Here is a 17,406-nt window from a genome sequence, read left to right as displayed (position 1 = left end):
AAAGACGAAAGCACCAGAATCAGTACTCACGTCTTTCTAATTTTGTTAACAACAAGTGGTTTCCTTACTATTTTCGGAAGAACAGCAGGTTGTTGATCTTTCCTTTTCATTCTCCTTGATTTCAATACCACAGCAATCTTCAGATTTAGTTCGATCCCCAAACAAAATATTTACTATCTTCATTTAGATCATCCTTTCATCATTTAATCAAAAATAATTGATTTAAAATATAATCAATTATTTTTGATTTATATCTTTAGTATAGAGTAAATGTTTTCAAGTGGCAATTAATTCATGAAAAAAATGGTAATAATTTAAGGAAGTAAATTCATGTAAGTTGTCTACATAAAAGAACACTATAAATCAAAATATTTTGATGAATTAATTGACACAAGAAAAAATTGGTTATATGATTTAAATATCAAATTAAATTGATTTTGAAAGAAGGTACACGAATGAAAAAAGAAATTCCTCTGCAGGATGTTTCCAAGCTTGAAGTTTTTAATAAATACGAAAAAAAATTTAAAGCAATCGCAGATAAAAAAAGATTGCAAATCATGAACATTTTAACTAAAAAAGGAGAAATATGTGTCTGTGATCTTGCTCCATTGATGAATATGCCTCAATCTAAATTGTCATATCATTTAAAAATCCTGTTGGACGCGAATATTATTACGAAAGAAGCACGTGGAACTTGGAGTTATTATCGGTTAAACCAAGATGAAGTCAATCATCTTTTATCTGAGGAACTCTGCTGTCTTTTTAGACCAACGCTCTATTGCTAAAATTTTTATCCTTTAAATCAATTTTTTTTGATTTATCAAACGTACGAAGAGGGGGAATTACAATGTGGGAAGAAACAGTAAAAAGCTTCCTTTCTATTGCATTGGAGCTAACAGTTTTATTTATCGTGATTTCATTTGCAATCAGCTTACTTCAGGGAATTATTCCTTATGAGAAGGTTGAGGAGAAATTATCAGGAAAAAATAAGGTAATAGGTGCAGCAGCAGCAATCATCTTTGCTTTTATTACTCCATTCTGCTCTTGTTCCACCATACCAGTGGTCGTCAATATGCTCAAAAAGAATATGTCTTTTGGGATCGTTATGATATTTCTTTTTGCCTCCCCTGTTTTAGACCCGACAATCTTAACGATTATGGGTGTGCTTTTGGGTTGGAAAGTGGCGATCATCTATACAGTTGTAACCATTCTATTTTCCGTTGTTATCGGCTTTATACTTGAGGCTTTACATTTTAATAAATATGTAAAAAATGTGACGATGTCGGGATACGAGGAAAGTACAAATAAATTCGATATCCGATTGGCAATGAATGAGACAATCGCATTAATCAAAAGTGTCTATCCTTATCTACTTCTGGGAGCTGTCATTGGAGCTATTATTCATGGTATAGTACCCACAGAATGGGTTTCATCTTTCTTTGGGAAGGATCATTGGTGGCTGATTCCGATTGCAGCCATCATTGGAATACCGCTTTATATACGTCTATCCAGTATGATTCCAATATCTCAGATCTTAATTTTAAAAGGGATGGCACTAGGTCCTGTCATGGCTATGATGATCAGTTCTGCAGGTGCCAGTCTTCCTGAAGTAATATTATTAAAATCCATTTTTAAAAAAGAACTAGTCATCACATTTATATTGAGTGTTGTCACCATGTCCACCATTTCAGGATTCATCTTTTATTTCATATAAATTCACCAAAAATGGAAAGCGAAAGATGAATTCAATCGTTTTCCATTTTTGCGTTTATATAGAGGACTATTTAAATCCCTGTTTTTCCGCTTCTTCTTTCCACTAAGACAACATCTCTCCACATACCATCCATTTTCCCGATACGTTCACGCCGCCCTACCTCACGAAATCCATGCTTCAGATGCAGGTGAAGGCTCGGAAGATTTTCCGGGAAGATCCCAGATTGTAAAGTCCAGATTCCACAATCCTCGGACAATTCTATTAATCGCTTCAATAAGCTGCTTCCTACCCCGGAATTTACTTTTGCTTGTGAGACATAAACACTTACTTCTGCTACTCCAGTATAGACACATCGGTTTGAGACTGGACTTAATGCAGCCCATCCTGTAACTTGACCGTGGGAATGAGCAATGATACGACAATCAGTAAGATGTGATTGATTCCATACTTCCCATATGGGTGCTTCTTTCTGAAACGTTGCATTACCAGTAGCAATTCCCTCCAGATATATCTTTCGAACTTCATCCCAATGTTCAGTGAGCATTTTTTCAATTATGATCTCTTCTTTCATTCTGCCACCTGCCCGTCAGTAATTTCATGTTTAATATTCTTCAGTTTATTAAATAAAGAAAGCTTCTACAAGTAGAAGCTTTCTTATAATTCACGATTATTATATAAAAACCAAGACGTCCTTTTCCTTTGGTTATACTCACCTATTGACCAGTATATGCAAAACGCTCGATTCTTTCTCCTATTTCATTACGTACGCGTTGAAAGAACGCCCATTTTGTTTCTTCTGTACCTTCCGCTTTTGCCGGGTCATCAAAGCCCCAGTGTTCACGTTTAACATGTGGAGGTGTTACCGGACATTTATCCGCTGCATCGCCGCAGAGGGTTACTACAAGGTCAGCATTGTTTAGAATATCAGAATCAATAATGTCTGATGTCTGGTTAGTGATGTCAATATCGACTTCTTTCATTGCTTTTACAGCATTCGGATTCAAACCGTGTGCTTCGATGCCGGCACTATAAACATTCCAGTTTTCCCCTAAATGCTTTTTAGCCCAGCCTTCTGCCATTTGACTGCGGCAAGAGTTACCTGTACATAAGAAATAGATAGTTTTTTTAGTCATGCAGATCGTCTCCTTTAGTATGTATTAGATAATGAGTAACCAAATATAGAGTCCAATAAGGGTAATGAACAATGTCGGGATGGTCAAAAGTATTCCTGTTTTGAAATACGTTCCCCAGGTGATTTTCACTCCTTTAAGTGAGAGGACGTGAAGCCATAACAATGTGGCCAGCGACCCAATCGGTGTGATTTTCGGCCCTAAATCGGAACCGATGATATTCGCGTAGATCAGAGCTTCTCTCATCACCCCCGTTGTATCTGTGTCGGCAATCGCGAGTGCATCTATCATGACTGTCGGCATGTTATTCATTATCGATGAAAGGATTGCGGCGATGAAACCCATCCCGACGGTTGCTGTAAATAGACCTTGATCAGCTGTTAGTTGGATGACATCAGATAAGACATTTGTCAGTCCCACATTACGAAGTCCATAAACGACTACGTACATTCCGATCGAGAAGAATACGATCGCCCACGGTGCACCTTTGACAACCGTTTTCGTATTTACGGCTGGACTTCTTCTTGCCATGTATAAGAAGAAAATTGCGATGATTCCTGCAATGATTGATACCTGAACACCGATAAATTCACTTGCAAAATATCCCGCCAGCAATATTGACAATACGAGCCATGACAAATTGAACATTTTGTGGTCCTTGATCGCTTCTGCAGGTTTCTTCAATTGTGAAAGATCATAATCCTTTGGAATGCTTTTTCTGAAAAACAAGTATAGAACCAGTATGCTTGATCCCAGAGAGAATATGTTCGGTACAATCATTCTTGAAGCATATTCAACAAATCCAATGTCAAAAAAGTCTGCAGATACGATATTGACCAAGTTACTCACTATTAATGGAAGAGAAGTCGTATCTGCAATGAAACCAGAGGCAATGATAAACGGAAAGACCAGTTTTTCACTAAAATTCAGGTTACGAACCATTGCTAATACAATCGGTGTCAATATTAGTGCGGCCCCATCGTTAGCAAACAAGGCGGCTACGACTGATCCCAGCAGGGAAACATATACGAACATACGTACACCGTTTCCTTTGGCTGCTCTCGCCATATGCAATGCAGCCCATTCGAAAAATCCAATTTCATCAAGAATAAGGGAAATAATGATGATTGCTATGAACGCAAGTGTCGCATTCCAAACAATCGATGTTACATCGATTACATCATCAAATTCAACTACCCCTGCAATCAGGGCCAAGATTGCCCCTCCACAGGCAGACCAGCCGATCGATAAGCCTTTTGGCTGCCAGATGACGAGGATAAGTGTGATAAGAAATATCACGGATGCCAATACTATCATTGTTGTTCGTTACCTCCTATTATTCACATGAAATGCGTAATCCTTGCTCTTCTAGCTCAGTAAGTTTGAAGTCCTGAGCAGGAAGGTGATGGAGAAGACTCTTAACCATCGGAAACACATCACTTTCACGATTAAGAGAATAAATGATCCATTGACCTTTTCTCTTTTCCCTTACTATCCCGGCGTCTTTCAACTTGCGGACATGCTGGCTGATGGCAGGTTGACTCATTTTAAACATTTCTACAAATTCACACACACAACAGTCATTAGTATCCAATATCTTCACCATAGTCAAACGAGTTTTATCTCCCAGTAATTTCAGTATTTTCGAAAAGTGATCAATTTCTATAGCATGTACTTCCATGTATCGTACACCTCCCTGCTTCATTCACGTATTAATATATAATAATGTACTTATATGTTCAAGAGGGAAAGTCACTAGAAATGAATAAAGCACTCGGAAAATGAATTCCGAGTGCTTTCCACGAACATTTTGAACCTGATACTTATTAATATTGATTTCTGTCAATTCTTCATTAACTGGTCGAAACCCTTCTCATCACCAAGCCATGTTATACATCCGCTGACATCCTTTCGTTTCCCTGCGGGTGCTTCTTTCTTCGGATATCCAAAGTAAAGGAATCCCAGTACTTTCCCTTTATCGGATAACCCGAAAAGTTTATTCATTGAAGTGTGATAACACGGTTTCCCGGTTCTCCAGATTCCTGCCAATCCCAGGGCATGTGCTGCCAGCAGCATATTTTGAGCTGCAGCATAGGCAGCTCCGTATTCCTCTATTTCGATCACTTTCGGGTTGTCACTTGGTTCGACGGCAACGGTAATGATCAGCGGGGCACGTAATGGTTTTCCAGCTGTTTTTTCAAGTTTTGCCTTACTTTCTTCACTCTCTGGTGATTCCATATTTTCCTTTGCAATTTTCACGAGTGCTTCCCCAAGAGGCTTTCGTCCAGCTCCTGTCAAGACATAAAATCGCCAAGGCTCAGTTCGATGATGGCTTGGTGCCCAATTCCCAGCTTCCAGAATTTTTGCAATGACGTCGTTCGGGACAGGTTCATCCTTGACAAGTCCCATGCTTCTTCTTGTTTTAATCGCTTCGAAAATATCCATTCAAATCACCTCGTTTATGCTTTCTCTTACGTATATAAAATCTATCCTGCAATTACTTATACTTATGTAACCTGAGGACCGAAATTACCATTTTGAAAATCCCGAAATGCTTCTCTAATTTCTTCCATCGAGTTCATAACGAATGGCCCATATGGAACGATTTCTTCCTTTATGGGAGCACCGGAATATACGAGAAGCTTAGAACGGCGGTGATTTGATTTAATGAGTACTTCGCTGGTCTTATCACCGATTCCATGTTCATTATAGGTGAGTGTCGCTACGCCGTGTTTCTGAAGATTTGTCTTGTTTTCACCTATTTCTGCGTCTCCGGACAACATGTATATAAATGAGTTGTGATTCTCGGGCAGATAATGAGAATAAACTGCACCATACTCCAGAGTAATTTCACTCAATGTGACAGGAACAAGTGTTTTCAAAGGTCCTTCTACAGAGTTAACTTCACCTGCGAACACTTTTACCGTCCCTCCTTCCACATTAATTTTAGGTGCTTGTTCAGAATAGACATTTTGATAGGAAGTATCGGAGTTCTTCAGTTGCTTCGGCAGATTTATCCATAATTGAAGAGTATGGGCAATATCATCATCCACCCCTTCCTCTGCATGACGGGCAGTCCATCCTGCATTCATATATTGTAGATCCCCAGGCTCCAATATATCCCGATTTCCTCCATTGTCAATATGTTCAAGCCTTCCATCAATGACATATGTGATTGTTTGGAATCCTCTATGAGGATGGTCGGAAAAGGTACCGCGTTTAAACCAGTCTTCCGCCATTAGAATGAAAGGATCGAATTCAGCCCACCGGTCGACTGGAAGTACCCATCCTTTTTGAATGGCCGGGTACTGCGCTTCTTCGTATTTTACATACCATGATTCTTTTACACTTCTTTTCATGATTTGTTGTGATGATGACATGTATATGTCTCCTTCCGAACTAATATCGTATCTTATCCTAAGCGCTTCTAAATCACTCCTGAATTAAAAACTCATCGACAGCTGACAGACCAGTTAAATGCCAAAAAACCTTTCTTTGCAATTGGTGTCTTAAGATTGTCCGTACAAGAATTTTCAGCTTGATAGAACGATACAGTATTTGCAATGACCGCTGTCGCAAAGAAGCTTCCTTGTGATGATGACAGCTGCAATCAGATTCTTTTTCATACCGATCTCCTTATAAGTAAGAATAAGCATTTGCCTTCATTTATTTTAAATATTCCAAACGATTTTTAAGCTCGCTGCTAATTAATTCAGGGAATCGTTCTTCTACAAGTGCTGCCGTTTCCATTATTAAAACAGTCAGTTCCTTTATACTGCTTTCCGGTTTCCCTGTCAAAATATCTGCCATTCTCTCATAAAGATTGACTGGCTTAATACTCATCAGGTGGATACTTTGTTTCATCCATTTAAAGGACGGATGATGGACATACATTTTATTCAAGCCGAATAATATGCCAAACAGTTTCGTCTGAACTTCACAAATGACAGAGTAAAGCATAAGCCAGTCTTGTCTTTCTAATAGAGCCTGACGGTTATTCCATCGATTCCCGAGATGCAGGTTCTCAAGGATCATTACTTTAGATAATTCCACCGGGTATTGAATGAGGTGATGTTTTAATTCGTTGATTTTTTCTTCCCCATATAGTGATTCACCATGATAGAAAGAAGCAGCAATACATTGCTTATCATAATCCGATTCATATTTGACTACCACATCGTCTACAAATCGTTCGACTGATGAAGTCAGAAAGCTGCTGATTTCAAGCTTTACTCCATTATGCGTTAAATATGCTTCTGACCATTCTTTTTCTTCATAAGGATGAAATGACAGGATTGAGCCTGTCGCTTTTTTAATAGGAGCCAATCGATCTTCATCAGTTGGCGGCTCGCTCCAGAGAATGTGCAATTCAATGTCCGAATGTTCATCCTGCCAGTTCCTTGAAATGGAGCCTGCGAGCAATAGGGAATCCACTTTAGGATTCTGTGTATAGAATTGCGCTATTTCTTGTGCTTTATGCTTTAAATGCTGCATATGAATAATTCCTCGCTCGTTTTAGATTAAGATATAGATGATTCCAAAAATAAGTCGTAATGATGACGGGCAGGAAGATAACTGTAATGATGCCAGCCCGATGAGTCCTGCTTTTTTATACTTCTCTGTACGTGCAAAAAAACGAAATATAAAGCCTATGACTGAAAAAAATACGCAGAAAAAAATGATCATTACCAAAGAGCATTGTGACAAAAGCTGCTATTCAATGGACTGTAGATCCGATACCCATTATTCTTTTCATGGCTGATACACCTATATTTCAAATTAGAAAAACATATATAATCCTTCCTCAAAATACTCATATTCCGTTTGGGATATCCGGTTCCTCGAATATCCTTGATAAAATGCTTCCTTTAAAACAGGCTGTTCGTGAAACTTGCTTATGGCCAAAGCCTCATCATATCGAGGATCTCCAACGGTCATCCCCGATACATCTATGAATACCTCTACTTTCCCCTTGACCACTAATACGTTATCAGTTGTGCAATCTCCATGGATCATGGTTTGCCGGACAGGCTTTGGCTTATTGGATATCATGTACTCAAGGAGCTTCATGTCTCCTTCGGCCTGACCGGACTCCACATACGAACTCGCTAACGAGAATTGATGTTCAAGCCATGAATGTTCCTTTTCGGGTTGTACCTGTTCAGTTTCATGAAATTGATTCAGAAACTCTCCAAAACCAGTAATCAGAGTCTTCTTTATTGATAGAGAACCCGCTTGGTTCAATGCCGATGTGAGGGAAATACCGTCTACATAAGACATGATTAAATGACTTGCCCTTTCTTCCTCGATGAATGCATAAAACGCTGGAAGAGGTGTCGACCCGTACTCAAACTTCTGCAATACTTGGGCTTCTGATCTCAACCATACTCTGTATCTATCCTTGAAAGAACTTTTTAATAAGTATGATTGTTCAACTGTCTCCAAGCGGAACACTACAGAAGTACAGCCTTGCTCAGGCATACGTTTTATCGCAGTTATCTTTCCTATTTCAGCCTCGATTTTCCTTTTCAATGATTGATTCATTTTCCCTGTCACCTATAATTGATATTATTTTTTACTTAAAGCTCTCATCGCCGAGGTTGAAATTAAGAAATAAAATAATCTTTGTAATAGATAAATAAAACTATGACCGAGACCACAGTGTATCCGATGGCAGTGTAAAAACCGGTGGTCGCGGTAAATTGTTTCTCCTGGATTTCTTGCTTGATACCAGTCGTGCCCCGCAGCCGCGTATCCATGTGACGCCCGGTGAAGCTTCCAGAGGAATTGAAAAATTTAATGACGACAGCTCCGATGATTCCTGATAAAAACGAATAGTCCACGAATTTGCTATTAAAGAAGAATACAAATGAGTAGTTCAGTAATAATAATGCTGCTAAAGTGATCAGAATTGGTAAGATTTTTTTATAAATGGTGATCCCCCCTTTATGAGCTGCAAACTAATTTACGATCTTGCTGAAAAAAAGTTTCATTTTTCTGAAAGTTCAATTGCTTTCTCTAAATGGAATAGAAAGGATTAAGAAATAATTGCCCACATTCATTTCATATCACTCGGCATCACTGCAACCTGGTTATTCATAACCTTCCAGGTTACAATCGTTGTACTATCCTTAACCTGGTTCCTTTTAATTTTTTGTAAAAGATTATGTACTCCATCTACAAGCGACCCATTGCCGAACGCATCCATGATGGTTGCCGGTTCTGAGAAATATGTATTCTGACACTCAGTCAGACCGTCTGTTGTCAAAAATATTTGATTCTCCCCTGTTCTCAATTCTTTTGTCCCTGTGCTGTAACTGGGTACTGCCTTGTTGAATGTACTGTTGTTGCCTACCCACTCATAAAAACTTCTGTGGTTCTGCTGAAACTCTCCTAAAGCTGCTAATTCAGGATGAAATAGATGAATGATACAGTCTCCAACAGAAAACCACCAGAGATAATTATCCTTTCTTAGAACAAATAAGCAGGCAGCTTCTCCTTGTACTTTTTCTGCTTCTTCTCTAAAACTTTCACTCACGAAAGTTTCTAAAATGAATTCTTGTAAACGAACGAAAGTTTCCCTTGTCCGTTTATGAATGATTTCTTGTACGAGATCTTTATTATTTTCAAATGTTTGAATCACTAATTCTACGCTTTCTGCTGAATCATGCCCGTCCAGGATCATAGCAAACTCCCATTCTCCTGGTGAGGTCCATATAAGACAGCCATCTTCGTTCTTAAATTGACCAGAGGATGAATTCCCGCCGAATAAACCGAGTACAATCTCTCCTTGAAGAGATTGTACGCAAGCTTTATCTACATAGCTTTTGTGACTCCCAACCCAACTGAATTCATTCATGAATTTGACTCCTTTTATTTTATTTATTCTTGTGCAGCATATTCACTTTTTCTACGACCTTCTCTCCAGTCAGAACCTGCTTTGCCACCATAGCCCTTTCTCCATATTTCGTCCCCAGTTGTTTAAACTCATCAAGGGAAGTATCAATATCTGGTTAAAGCAATTTGGACATATAATATTCATTATGAAGCTCTCCATTAATGATTAGTGAATTTCGCTTTGTACCTTCAATTTCAAATCCGCTCTTCTGAAAGAGTTTTATTCCTGCAGTGTTTCTGGTTACGGCGGTGAGTTCCAGACGGGATATACCGTATTTCTTCGCCCACTCTGCCACTGATTGAAATAGTGCAGTCCCAACTCCTTGACCCCTGAAGTCTTTCAGGATGCCGACGACAAGGTATGCTGAATGCCTTGTTCTATTCACAGTACCGCCAATCGCCATTAAGTATCCTACGAAGCTGCCATCATTCTCTGCAGCCAATATCACTGCGTTTTCCTGTTTCTGAATCCGGGCTATCATCTTTCTTTGCTGCTCTATTGTACTCTGGCGTTCCCCGGGCTCCATGAGCATATACTCAGCACTTGATTCGACTTCTATGATCAAGTTCCTGAGTCTCTCTGCATCTTCACTGCGTACTTCTTTAATATTCATATACGTCCTCCATCTTTCCTTCATATTTAATTAACGTTTCCTGGGGATGCTCTCCCCTCCAGTAAGATAATACCAATTATTCCAAATTCCTTGTAATTACTCAATGATTTTTAAAAATTAAATTTCTTGAAAAAAAATCATGAACCAAAAAAAGGAAGCTCCAGTAATAACTCTGAAGCTTCTTTTCATTCATATATAAGATCAGTCGTTCTTAAGTCTTCTATCTATTATACCGTCCTTTTCTCTTTCAATTTAAAAAAAGGCTTCGTTACGTACTCCATATAGTTTAGCTTTCCCGAGAAGTCTAGATAAGACTGAAACCTTGTGCGAAGTGCTGGTGTTTCGATAAAATTCAGTACATTGTCTCTTTTCACCCACATGCTGCCTGTTGTTTCCTCAGAGACACCAAGTTCTCCGCCGATATCATGACAAATAAAATCAAACATCACCTTGGTTGGCACTTCTGTTTCACCATCATGCCACATATACTTTCCGGTATTGGAGTAAACACCAATCATTTGCGATACTTCTGTATCGATTCCACTTTCCTCTTTTATCTCTCTTATTAACGCATCCGTAAGATTTTCTCCGACTTCCACTTGGCCTCCAGGATATTCCCATCCTCTGTGAACTGTTTTCACTAATAGAATGTTACCATTCCTGTCTTCAACAATTCCCCCCACTGCCACGATGTGTGTAGGCATGTGCATATAATCCCTCCTGATTTTCCAGTAAATACCCTAACGAATCAAACCTTCAATTGGATCACCGCTGAATTCAAGCAGTTTATTTTGTTTGTGCTCCCCCTTTTGGGATGACTCACATGCTTTATTTACTTCTTAATATGCAAAAGCTGTTCTCTCCGGTTTGGTTTTGGTGGTGTTCCAATGACCAATCCGAGTGACTTGCTGTCTTTTAATCTGAGAGAATATTTAAAAAAGTGCTCGGTCGGGAAAAACCCCCCATTTGGATTGATCAGAGCGAGAGTCGAAATGATTTTCTTCAATTGAATCCGATCCAAATCGTTTTTCAATCGTAGAATTTCATGGTTTCCTTTAGAATAATTCACCCACAGCTCAACCTTGCACCCTTCATTTATTAAGTACAGGCATACCGAAACTGTGTATTCTATCAGCTCTTCCATATCCTTTCTTAGGTGAAATTGACCCGATCCCACCATGTTGAGGAATACGGAATATTCATCCCCATGTACCTTCTGAAATTTCTTGGCGAGCAGTTTATTCTCTTTCGCAGTGGCCAGCCAATGGATATGCCGGAAACTTTCACGTTCATACTCTTTCGTACCGATAATGCTTGTCTCGTCCAAAAATAAAGAATGATTGGTCAGTTTATATCCCTGCAGCATGGATGTAAGCCTCAGGTCATTTAATTTAAAGATACGGGGAACCACTTTAAACTTGGGGAGTGTGTTATGGTCATATTCCAAACGAAAGGCTTGCATCAATAGCGGATCCCTCAACAGAAGTTCAACATTGCACCATTGATGATCCCCCCTGCTTTTTCCTTTTACCAAAACGACAATTGTTTTATGTGATTTCGGAGGGAGATCAATCTTGATGGAAAAAATGCTGCTTTCTTTCTTCCCGTCGGTAAAAACCAGTTCTTTATCATTCCTGCTTTCTATATTCAACTTCAAGTGATAAATCGGCAGTGATGAATCATTTTTCACCTCTATAAAACATTTGACTGTTTCGTCTATACTAGATGATTCCACGTATTTCTTGAAGCTCCACGATATTTTATTATGCTGATACTTCAAATAACAGCGGGACAGGATTGCCAGTGACAAAATCAGCGAAAAAAGAAAAACGAGAATGGAATAACCGGCAAAGCAGCTGACCACCAGCAGGATGACATCCAAAATCAAGACAATCGGAACGAGGATGAACGGCGCTTCTTTATAAACTTTCATACTGATTCGACTGGGACTGGTGTATTATCAAGTATCTCCTCGATGATTGTTTCTTTTGATGTTTTCACTTCACCTTCGACATTTAATCTGATTCTGTGAGCTAAGAGTGGCATGGCAAGTGTTTTTACATCATCAGGTGTACAATAATCCCGTTCGTACAAGAATGCTCTTGATTGAATGGCTCTTATATAAGCAAGTGACCCCCTCGGACTTACTCCTGTTTCCACATAATCATGCTGTCGTGTCTTTTGCACGATGTCCATTAGATAGTCTTCAATTACTTCTGAGACGATGACTTTTTTTACTTGTTTTTTTAACATGAGAATACTTTCAGTTGAAATAACGCTCTCAATGAATTCCATCGGGTTGGAGGAACGGAATCTTCTCAACATCGCTTTTTCCTTTTCAGGTGACGGGTAGCCCTGTTTAATTGTCAGAAGAAAGCGGTCGAGTTGTGCATCCGGCAACGGGAAGGTCCCGATTGAATCAAATGGATTTTGAGTGGCAATGACACAGAATGGATTTGGGAGATGATATGTCACGCCACCCAAAGTGACATGCTTTTCTTCCATCAATTCCAGCAGGGCAGATTGTGTACGCGGGACCGCTCGGTTGATTTCATCTATTAGAAGAATGTTATTGAATACCGGTCCCTTCCTCACTTTGAAATCACTCGTCTTCATATCAAAATACTCCTGCCCTACAATGTCGGAAGGAAGTGTATCCGGAGTGAATTGCAGCCGATTGAATGTACCATCGATGCTTTTTGAAAAGCACTTTGCCATGGTCGTCTTTCCGGTTCCGGGTACGTCTTCCAGTAAGACATGGCCCTCGCTCAATAAAGCGATGATCATCAATTCTATTTCTTTCTCTTTGTCTATCATAACTTTTGATACATTTTCTTTAATTTTTTGCAGCATAATTCCAACTCTTTCTATCTGATAATATGTAACAAACCTATCGAACGAATTTCAGTTAACTAAAGGAAGATGAATCTCCCACACCCTAAATAACCCTCAACTACCGCCCTCGTTGTAGAAACCTTTCTTTAAAGATAGGGCTCAACTCACTCCAGACATCAAACTTATTACCATCGGGATCGGTGAAAACAAAGTTTCTGCCACTATGACCTCTGTTCTCGATTTCACCGGCAGCCACTCCTTTTTCAATTAAATCTGTGCGGAGGGAATGCAATGCATCCAGACCATCCACCTCGAATGTCATCGAAAATCTCACTTCCCCTTTATGGTCTCGAAAGTTTGCTGACTGCCCCTTTTCTGCTTTTACAAGAAATAGGCTCTGATTTGCAAGATCCAGTATGGCTTTCCCATCATCTTTATAATTCACCACTGCACCCAGTTTTACTTCGTACCATACTGCAGCATGCTCCACATTACTTACTGGGATATAGGTTGTACCCACTCGAATAAGCTTTTCATTCATTTAAATTCCTCCCTTATCTGAGTTACTATTTCTTCATTCAATAAGTGAAAACCTTTAAATTTGGATATATTCCCATATTTAATTTTTATCAAATTATTAATTCGAAATATATTGAATATTTTTTCGTCTGAGTATATTCTATAATCAACCCGCTTTACCAAAAGGAGGAAAGTAATGAAATACTATTTACCCCAATCCAAAGAAACTCCAACCATAAAAGTTGAATCATCACCTGTTTGGGAAGTCATTTTAGGAATGGCAGGTTACACGCATTCTAAACTCCGACATACCTTTGATTTTGATGGTAAGTGGAAAAAAGACAGTCAGTCAATGCCGCATGCGTTAACTAATGCCATGAACTGGATCGAAGACACAAACTTCTGGTACACCTTAATTATGATTCAAAATAAATTGTCTGCAGAAACCATTCAGGATTTTTCGAATTCACTTAACCAACTTACACCCGACGAATTTTATGAAACAGTGCTCCCTTATAAAGATAGACATAGTGAAAACACAAGAACATCCCTTGCCGTCAGCATGTTAGATAACAAACTTTTACATGAGTATGCAGAAAAATTTGACGGCCACGAATTTCTCAAAGCATATATTCTTAATCTGTCCGCCATCCATTTTGATGAGTTAAGGGATTTATTGCTGAGTTCTGTACAGGAATGGTTTGCCTGGATAAGCAAAAAAGAAGAATGGTCCAAATGGGGAAAGGCTTTACAATATGAAAGCAGCCTGGGTGGTTCGTTGGATGAATCCAATCCAATTGAGGAAATAATACGAATAACCGGAGGGGTACACTACATACCTGAGCCGTCGATTTGGACAATCAAATTGATTCCCCATGTTTCCTACCGGCCGTGGGTAATGGAACAACGAACTTCAGATACAAAACTCTTCTTCTATCCGATCAAAGAAGAGTACTTATTAGAACCCGGAATCCCTGGAAAGGAACTGATTAATGGGCATAAAGCGTTGGGAGACGAGACCCGTTTAAAATTACTTTACGAACTTGTGAAAGGTCCCCTCTCCCTCCAGGATATCAGCGGCCGGTTCAATATTTCCAAAACGACGGTCCACCACCAGCTTTCCATATTAAAAGCTGCAAAATTCATCAGGGCAGATAAAGGTATTTACTCGGCAAATGAACCACAAATTCATTCTTTATCGCATAAACTTCATCAATTTCTGGGAACAAGACAATGAAAAGATATTCTACTGGCTTCAAAGCATTATGGACCGGAGAAATCGTATCAGAGTTCGCGGGGACAGCGGGAGGGATCATTAATGGTCTATTATTATATGAAATTACCGGCTCCAAGGAATGGATGGGTGCCCTGTGGCTTATTTATTTCATGCCTTCATTGATTCTGCAAAGTGTAAGTGCTCCATTCCTGAATCATGTGGTAAAGGAGAAACTGTTAAAGAATATGCAGTTGATCAGGGCAGTCGTCTATTTGTTTCCTTTATTGGGTTATGCTATGGGGAATGATACATCGGCAATCATTGGCTTGATTATCCTTCAATGCACCCTCGGTTTAGTGCAGCCGATTTATGCAAGTCTTTCATTTTCATTGGTGCCTGACCTTTGCAAAGAAGAAGATCTGGTAAACGCCAACGGTTTATTGGATGGGACAATGCGGTTAATGAGCTTTCTTGCACCCGGAATGACTTCATTATTTCTGTTCCTGATTCCGATGCATTATGTTTATGTCCTTTCTGCCTTTTTATTTTTATTGAGTTATGCTTCACTTGCACGAATCGAGTTACCGCATCAACTAAAGGGGGCAGTGTGGACAAGGAAATTTTGGTGGTCGGAAATGAAAGAAGGATATAAAAGTTTTTTCAGCATACCGGTTCTTGTACGATTGACTTTTCTTTCTTCACTCGTTCAATTCGCCGTTGGTGCTGCGATGGTCTTAAGCGTGCCGTTCATTAGAAGCGAATTGAACGGAGAACAATGGGAGTATGCCATCTTTGCGGGATCCTTCCCGGCAGGGTATGCCATCGGTACTATTCTACTCAGAAAAATACCCCGTACCTCCGTTTTTATGTATGCAGGCTTAATCGGGGGCGGTCTGTCATTTTCGCTTCTATTTTTAGTAGATTCCATTTACCTTGCTTGGCTGTGTGAGCTGTTCGGCGGTATCATGTTTCCACTCTTCAACGCTCAAAGTGCATCTATTTTCCAACAGTCCACACCTCGTGATCGACTATCGCAATTAAGTTCAGTTCGTTTGTTGTTCCTCCGGATCACCATGCCTCTTGGAATCCTGTTCTCTTCCGTCAGCATGATGGAGATGAGATACATTTATTTAATCATCGGCAGCTGCATCCTCATACCGGGAACATATTATCTGATTAAATCCATGATGCAATCAAAACGGTCCATATTGCAGGAAAAAACATAAAAAATGTTTGAATAAGGAACGATGCTGGGACAAAAGTGGTAAGTCTAAAAAAAACCTGAACTAATTTGAATTAAATGATTCAATTAGTTCGGATTTTCATTAGCTTTGTTCAAATCTCCATTTTGTTTTCAGCTTATTCCAGCGGTTGATTGGAGTGCAGGACGAACGAAGACTACTCGGGAAAAGTAGTTTATTAGAAAAGCGGAAGGGCTTTGCTAAAAGGCGGGTGGCATAAGACGAATCGTCCTGGAAGGCGCACTTTGCCTTCTTGGTCGGTTTGCCTTATGACATGTGCCTCTAAGCCCTGCAGCTAGACAAGTGAGACCACGCAGGAGCGGAACGCGACGAGGAGGCTAACTGGCTACCCGCGGAAAGCGAAGTCTTGCACAGAAATCATTAGCGGTATTTAGAGTCATCACTGAAAATATTAGTCTTTAGGTAGTTGTTTCTTAGTTTGTCTTCATCCGGTATCTTTTTCTCCAAAATAACGTCCGCGGCAATGAAAACGATCGACTCGTTAAGAACAGTCCCCCTATACTGGCAATCAGGTTTCCTTTCGTAAAACTGATGATCGCAAGTATATATGAAATGAATGACATTGATGATTGAACATTCATCTTCCTTTAATCCATTTTAGGCAAATTCATATTTTTTGTAATCTCCGTTGTTCGAAGAAAACCTCAAGATATTCTGATCTTCCGGTACACCTTCAAAATAAGACCCAATGCCGCCTGTTGTACATCTGTGCCCTGATAGAAGTATGTTCACTTCTTTTCCTTCACACATCTGCTGCAGTTCTTCCATAAAGCTGAATACTCTCTTTAGGTAATCTTGAATATTTTCCATTCCTCTATATACGTTTCTATTTGGAAGAATGCCATCAAGCTGTACTTCATGCTTCTTTATTCCGTCGGCTTCCCCTAAATCAAATACATCCAGCCGCGGCTCGATGATAGGCTTCATGCCTGTTGAAATTTCAGCGGTCTGCATGGCTCTTTCTTGAGGAGAGGAGTACACATAGTCGAACTTTATATCTTTGAATTGTTCCCTTAACCTCACAGCTTGTCTTTGCCCTTCTTTATTTAAAGGCAGCCCGTTTCTCCCCTGCATTCTGCCTTCTTTGTTGAAATCCGTTTGTCCATGCCTGACTGCGTATATCATATACGGCCCTCTCTCGTATTTAATTTAAAATTAATGAGGTATTGATTTATTGCAAGATTAGTATAGTATATATCATATGGAAAATAAAGGATTA

General features: G+C 39.5%; 21 protein-coding genes. 4 read left to right on the top strand and 17 right to left on the bottom strand.

Annotated elements, in window-relative coordinates:
• The first annotated feature begins 455 nt into the window (after positions 1 to 455).
• Together HP456_RS00775 and HP456_RS00770 are read left to right on the top strand one after the other, a co-directional pair.
• Complete coding sequence (locus HP456_RS00775; RefSeq protein ID WP_172248103.1) at positions 456 to 785, top strand: ArsR/SmtB family transcription factor; 330 nt, start codon at positions 456 to 458, stop codon at positions 783 to 785.
• A gap of 62 nt (positions 786 to 847) precedes the next feature.
• Positions 848 to 1,714, top strand: coding sequence for a permease (locus tag HP456_RS00770; RefSeq protein WP_172248102.1), 867 nt, complete (start codon positions 848 to 850; stop codon positions 1,712 to 1,714).
• A gap of 70 nt (positions 1,715 to 1,784) precedes the next feature.
• Here the strand turns inward: HP456_RS00770 and HP456_RS00765 are convergent, their stop codons facing one another.
• From HP456_RS00765 to HP456_RS00695, 15 genes are all read right to left on the bottom strand, one after another.
• Positions 1,785 to 2,285 (bottom strand): GNAT family N-acetyltransferase, encoded by a 501-nt coding sequence (locus tag HP456_RS00765; protein ID WP_172248101.1) that lies wholly within the window; start codon positions 2,283 to 2,285, stop codon positions 1,785 to 1,787.
• A 142-nt stretch (positions 2,286 to 2,427) separates the two neighbouring features.
• A complete protein-coding gene (gene arsC / locus HP456_RS00760; protein WP_172248100.1) occupies positions 2,428 to 2,847 on the bottom strand; it encodes an arsenate reductase (thioredoxin) in 420 nt (139 codons plus the stop codon).
• Positions 2,848 to 2,871: 24 nt separating this feature from the next.
• On the bottom strand, positions 2,872 to 4,161 hold the full coding sequence (locus HP456_RS00755) for an arsenic transporter (protein ID WP_172248099.1): 1,290 nt from the start codon (positions 4,159 to 4,161) through the stop codon (positions 2,872 to 2,874).
• A 19-nt stretch (positions 4,162 to 4,180) separates the two neighbouring features.
• Positions 4,181 to 4,525 carry an ArsR/SmtB family transcription factor gene (locus HP456_RS00750; RefSeq protein WP_172248098.1) on the bottom strand — a complete coding sequence of 115 codons (345 nt, stop codon included), beginning with the start codon at positions 4,523 to 4,525 and terminating at the stop codon, positions 4,181 to 4,183.
• Between the two features lie 161 nt (positions 4,526 to 4,686).
• Positions 4,687 to 5,289, bottom strand: a complete 603-nt coding sequence (locus HP456_RS00745; RefSeq protein WP_172248097.1) for a nitroreductase family protein — start codon at positions 5,287 to 5,289, stop codon at positions 4,687 to 4,689.
• Between the two features lie 62 nt (positions 5,290 to 5,351).
• Complete coding sequence (locus HP456_RS00740; RefSeq protein WP_172248096.1) at positions 5,352 to 6,224, bottom strand: pirin family protein; 873 nt, start codon at positions 6,222 to 6,224, stop codon at positions 5,352 to 5,354.
• A gap of 286 nt (positions 6,225 to 6,510) precedes the next feature.
• The gene (locus HP456_RS00735) at positions 6,511 to 7,338 is read right to left on the bottom strand and encodes a DUF4037 domain-containing protein (RefSeq protein ID WP_172248095.1); all 828 of its coding nucleotides are present in this window, start codon (positions 7,336 to 7,338) and stop codon (positions 6,511 to 6,513) included.
• Positions 7,339 to 7,623: 285 nt separating this feature from the next.
• The gene (locus tag HP456_RS00730; RefSeq protein ID WP_172248094.1) at positions 7,624 to 8,388 is read right to left on the bottom strand and encodes an aminoglycoside phosphotransferase family protein; all 765 of its coding nucleotides are present in this window, start codon (positions 8,386 to 8,388) and stop codon (positions 7,624 to 7,626) included.
• A gap of 62 nt (positions 8,389 to 8,450) precedes the next feature.
• Positions 8,451 to 8,687, bottom strand: a complete 237-nt coding sequence (locus tag HP456_RS00725) for a hypothetical protein (protein ID WP_172248093.1) — start codon at positions 8,685 to 8,687, stop codon at positions 8,451 to 8,453.
• Between the two features lie 215 nt (positions 8,688 to 8,902).
• On the bottom strand, positions 8,903 to 9,703 hold the full coding sequence (locus HP456_RS00720; RefSeq protein WP_172248092.1) for a PP2C family serine/threonine-protein phosphatase: 801 nt from the start codon (positions 9,701 to 9,703) through the stop codon (positions 8,903 to 8,905).
• Positions 9,704 to 9,857: 154 nt separating this feature from the next.
• Complete coding sequence (locus tag HP456_RS00715; protein ID WP_172248091.1) at positions 9,858 to 10,355, bottom strand: GNAT family N-acetyltransferase; 498 nt, start codon at positions 10,353 to 10,355, stop codon at positions 9,858 to 9,860.
• 227 nt (positions 10,356 to 10,582) lie between these two features.
• Entirely contained in the window at positions 10,583 to 11,065 is a 483-nt protein-coding gene (locus tag HP456_RS00710) for an NUDIX hydrolase (RefSeq protein ID WP_172248090.1), read from the bottom strand.
• A gap of 122 nt (positions 11,066 to 11,187) precedes the next feature.
• A complete protein-coding gene (locus HP456_RS00705; protein WP_172248089.1) occupies positions 11,188 to 12,288 on the bottom strand; it encodes a DUF58 domain-containing protein in 1,101 nt (366 codons plus the stop codon).
• Positions 12,285 to 13,208, bottom strand: coding sequence for an AAA family ATPase (locus HP456_RS00700; RefSeq protein ID WP_172248088.1), 924 nt, complete (start codon positions 13,206 to 13,208; stop codon positions 12,285 to 12,287). Before HP456_RS00700 ends, HP456_RS00705 begins: the two co-directional genes overlap by 4 nt.
• 100 nt (positions 13,209 to 13,308) lie before the next feature.
• Positions 13,309 to 13,731 (bottom strand): VOC family protein, encoded by a 423-nt coding sequence (locus tag HP456_RS00695; RefSeq protein WP_172248087.1) that lies wholly within the window; start codon positions 13,729 to 13,731, stop codon positions 13,309 to 13,311.
• Positions 13,732 to 13,905: 174 nt separating this feature from the next.
• Between HP456_RS00695 and HP456_RS00690 the strand changes: the two genes are divergently transcribed.
• Positions 13,906 to 14,946 (top strand): ArsR/SmtB family transcription factor, encoded by a 1,041-nt coding sequence (locus HP456_RS00690; protein WP_172248086.1) that lies wholly within the window; start codon positions 13,906 to 13,908, stop codon positions 14,944 to 14,946.
• Positions 14,943 to 16,151, top strand: coding sequence for an MFS transporter (locus tag HP456_RS00685; RefSeq protein WP_172248085.1), 1,209 nt, complete (start codon positions 14,943 to 14,945; stop codon positions 16,149 to 16,151). Before HP456_RS00690 ends, HP456_RS00685 begins: the two co-directional genes overlap by 4 nt.
• Before the next feature lie 449 nt (positions 16,152 to 16,600).
• On the opposite strand, the gene HP456_RS00680 is transcribed toward HP456_RS00685, so the two are convergent.
• Complete coding sequence (locus HP456_RS00680) at positions 16,601 to 16,768, bottom strand: hypothetical protein (RefSeq protein ID WP_172248084.1); 168 nt, start codon at positions 16,766 to 16,768, stop codon at positions 16,601 to 16,603.
• Between the two features lie 16 nt (positions 16,769 to 16,784).
• Complete coding sequence (locus HP456_RS00675; RefSeq protein ID WP_172248083.1) at positions 16,785 to 17,312, bottom strand: histidine phosphatase family protein; 528 nt, start codon at positions 17,310 to 17,312, stop codon at positions 16,785 to 16,787.
• Positions 17,313 to 17,406: the final 94 nt, after the last annotated feature.

Source organism: Bacillus haikouensis, assembly GCF_013179555.1.
GTDB classification, from domain to species: domain Bacteria; phylum Bacillota; class Bacilli; order Bacillales; family Bacillaceae_B; genus Rossellomorea; species Rossellomorea haikouensis_A.
The sequence above is the reverse complement of the archived record's forward strand: the minus strand, read 5'-3'. Positions and strand labels throughout refer to the sequence as shown.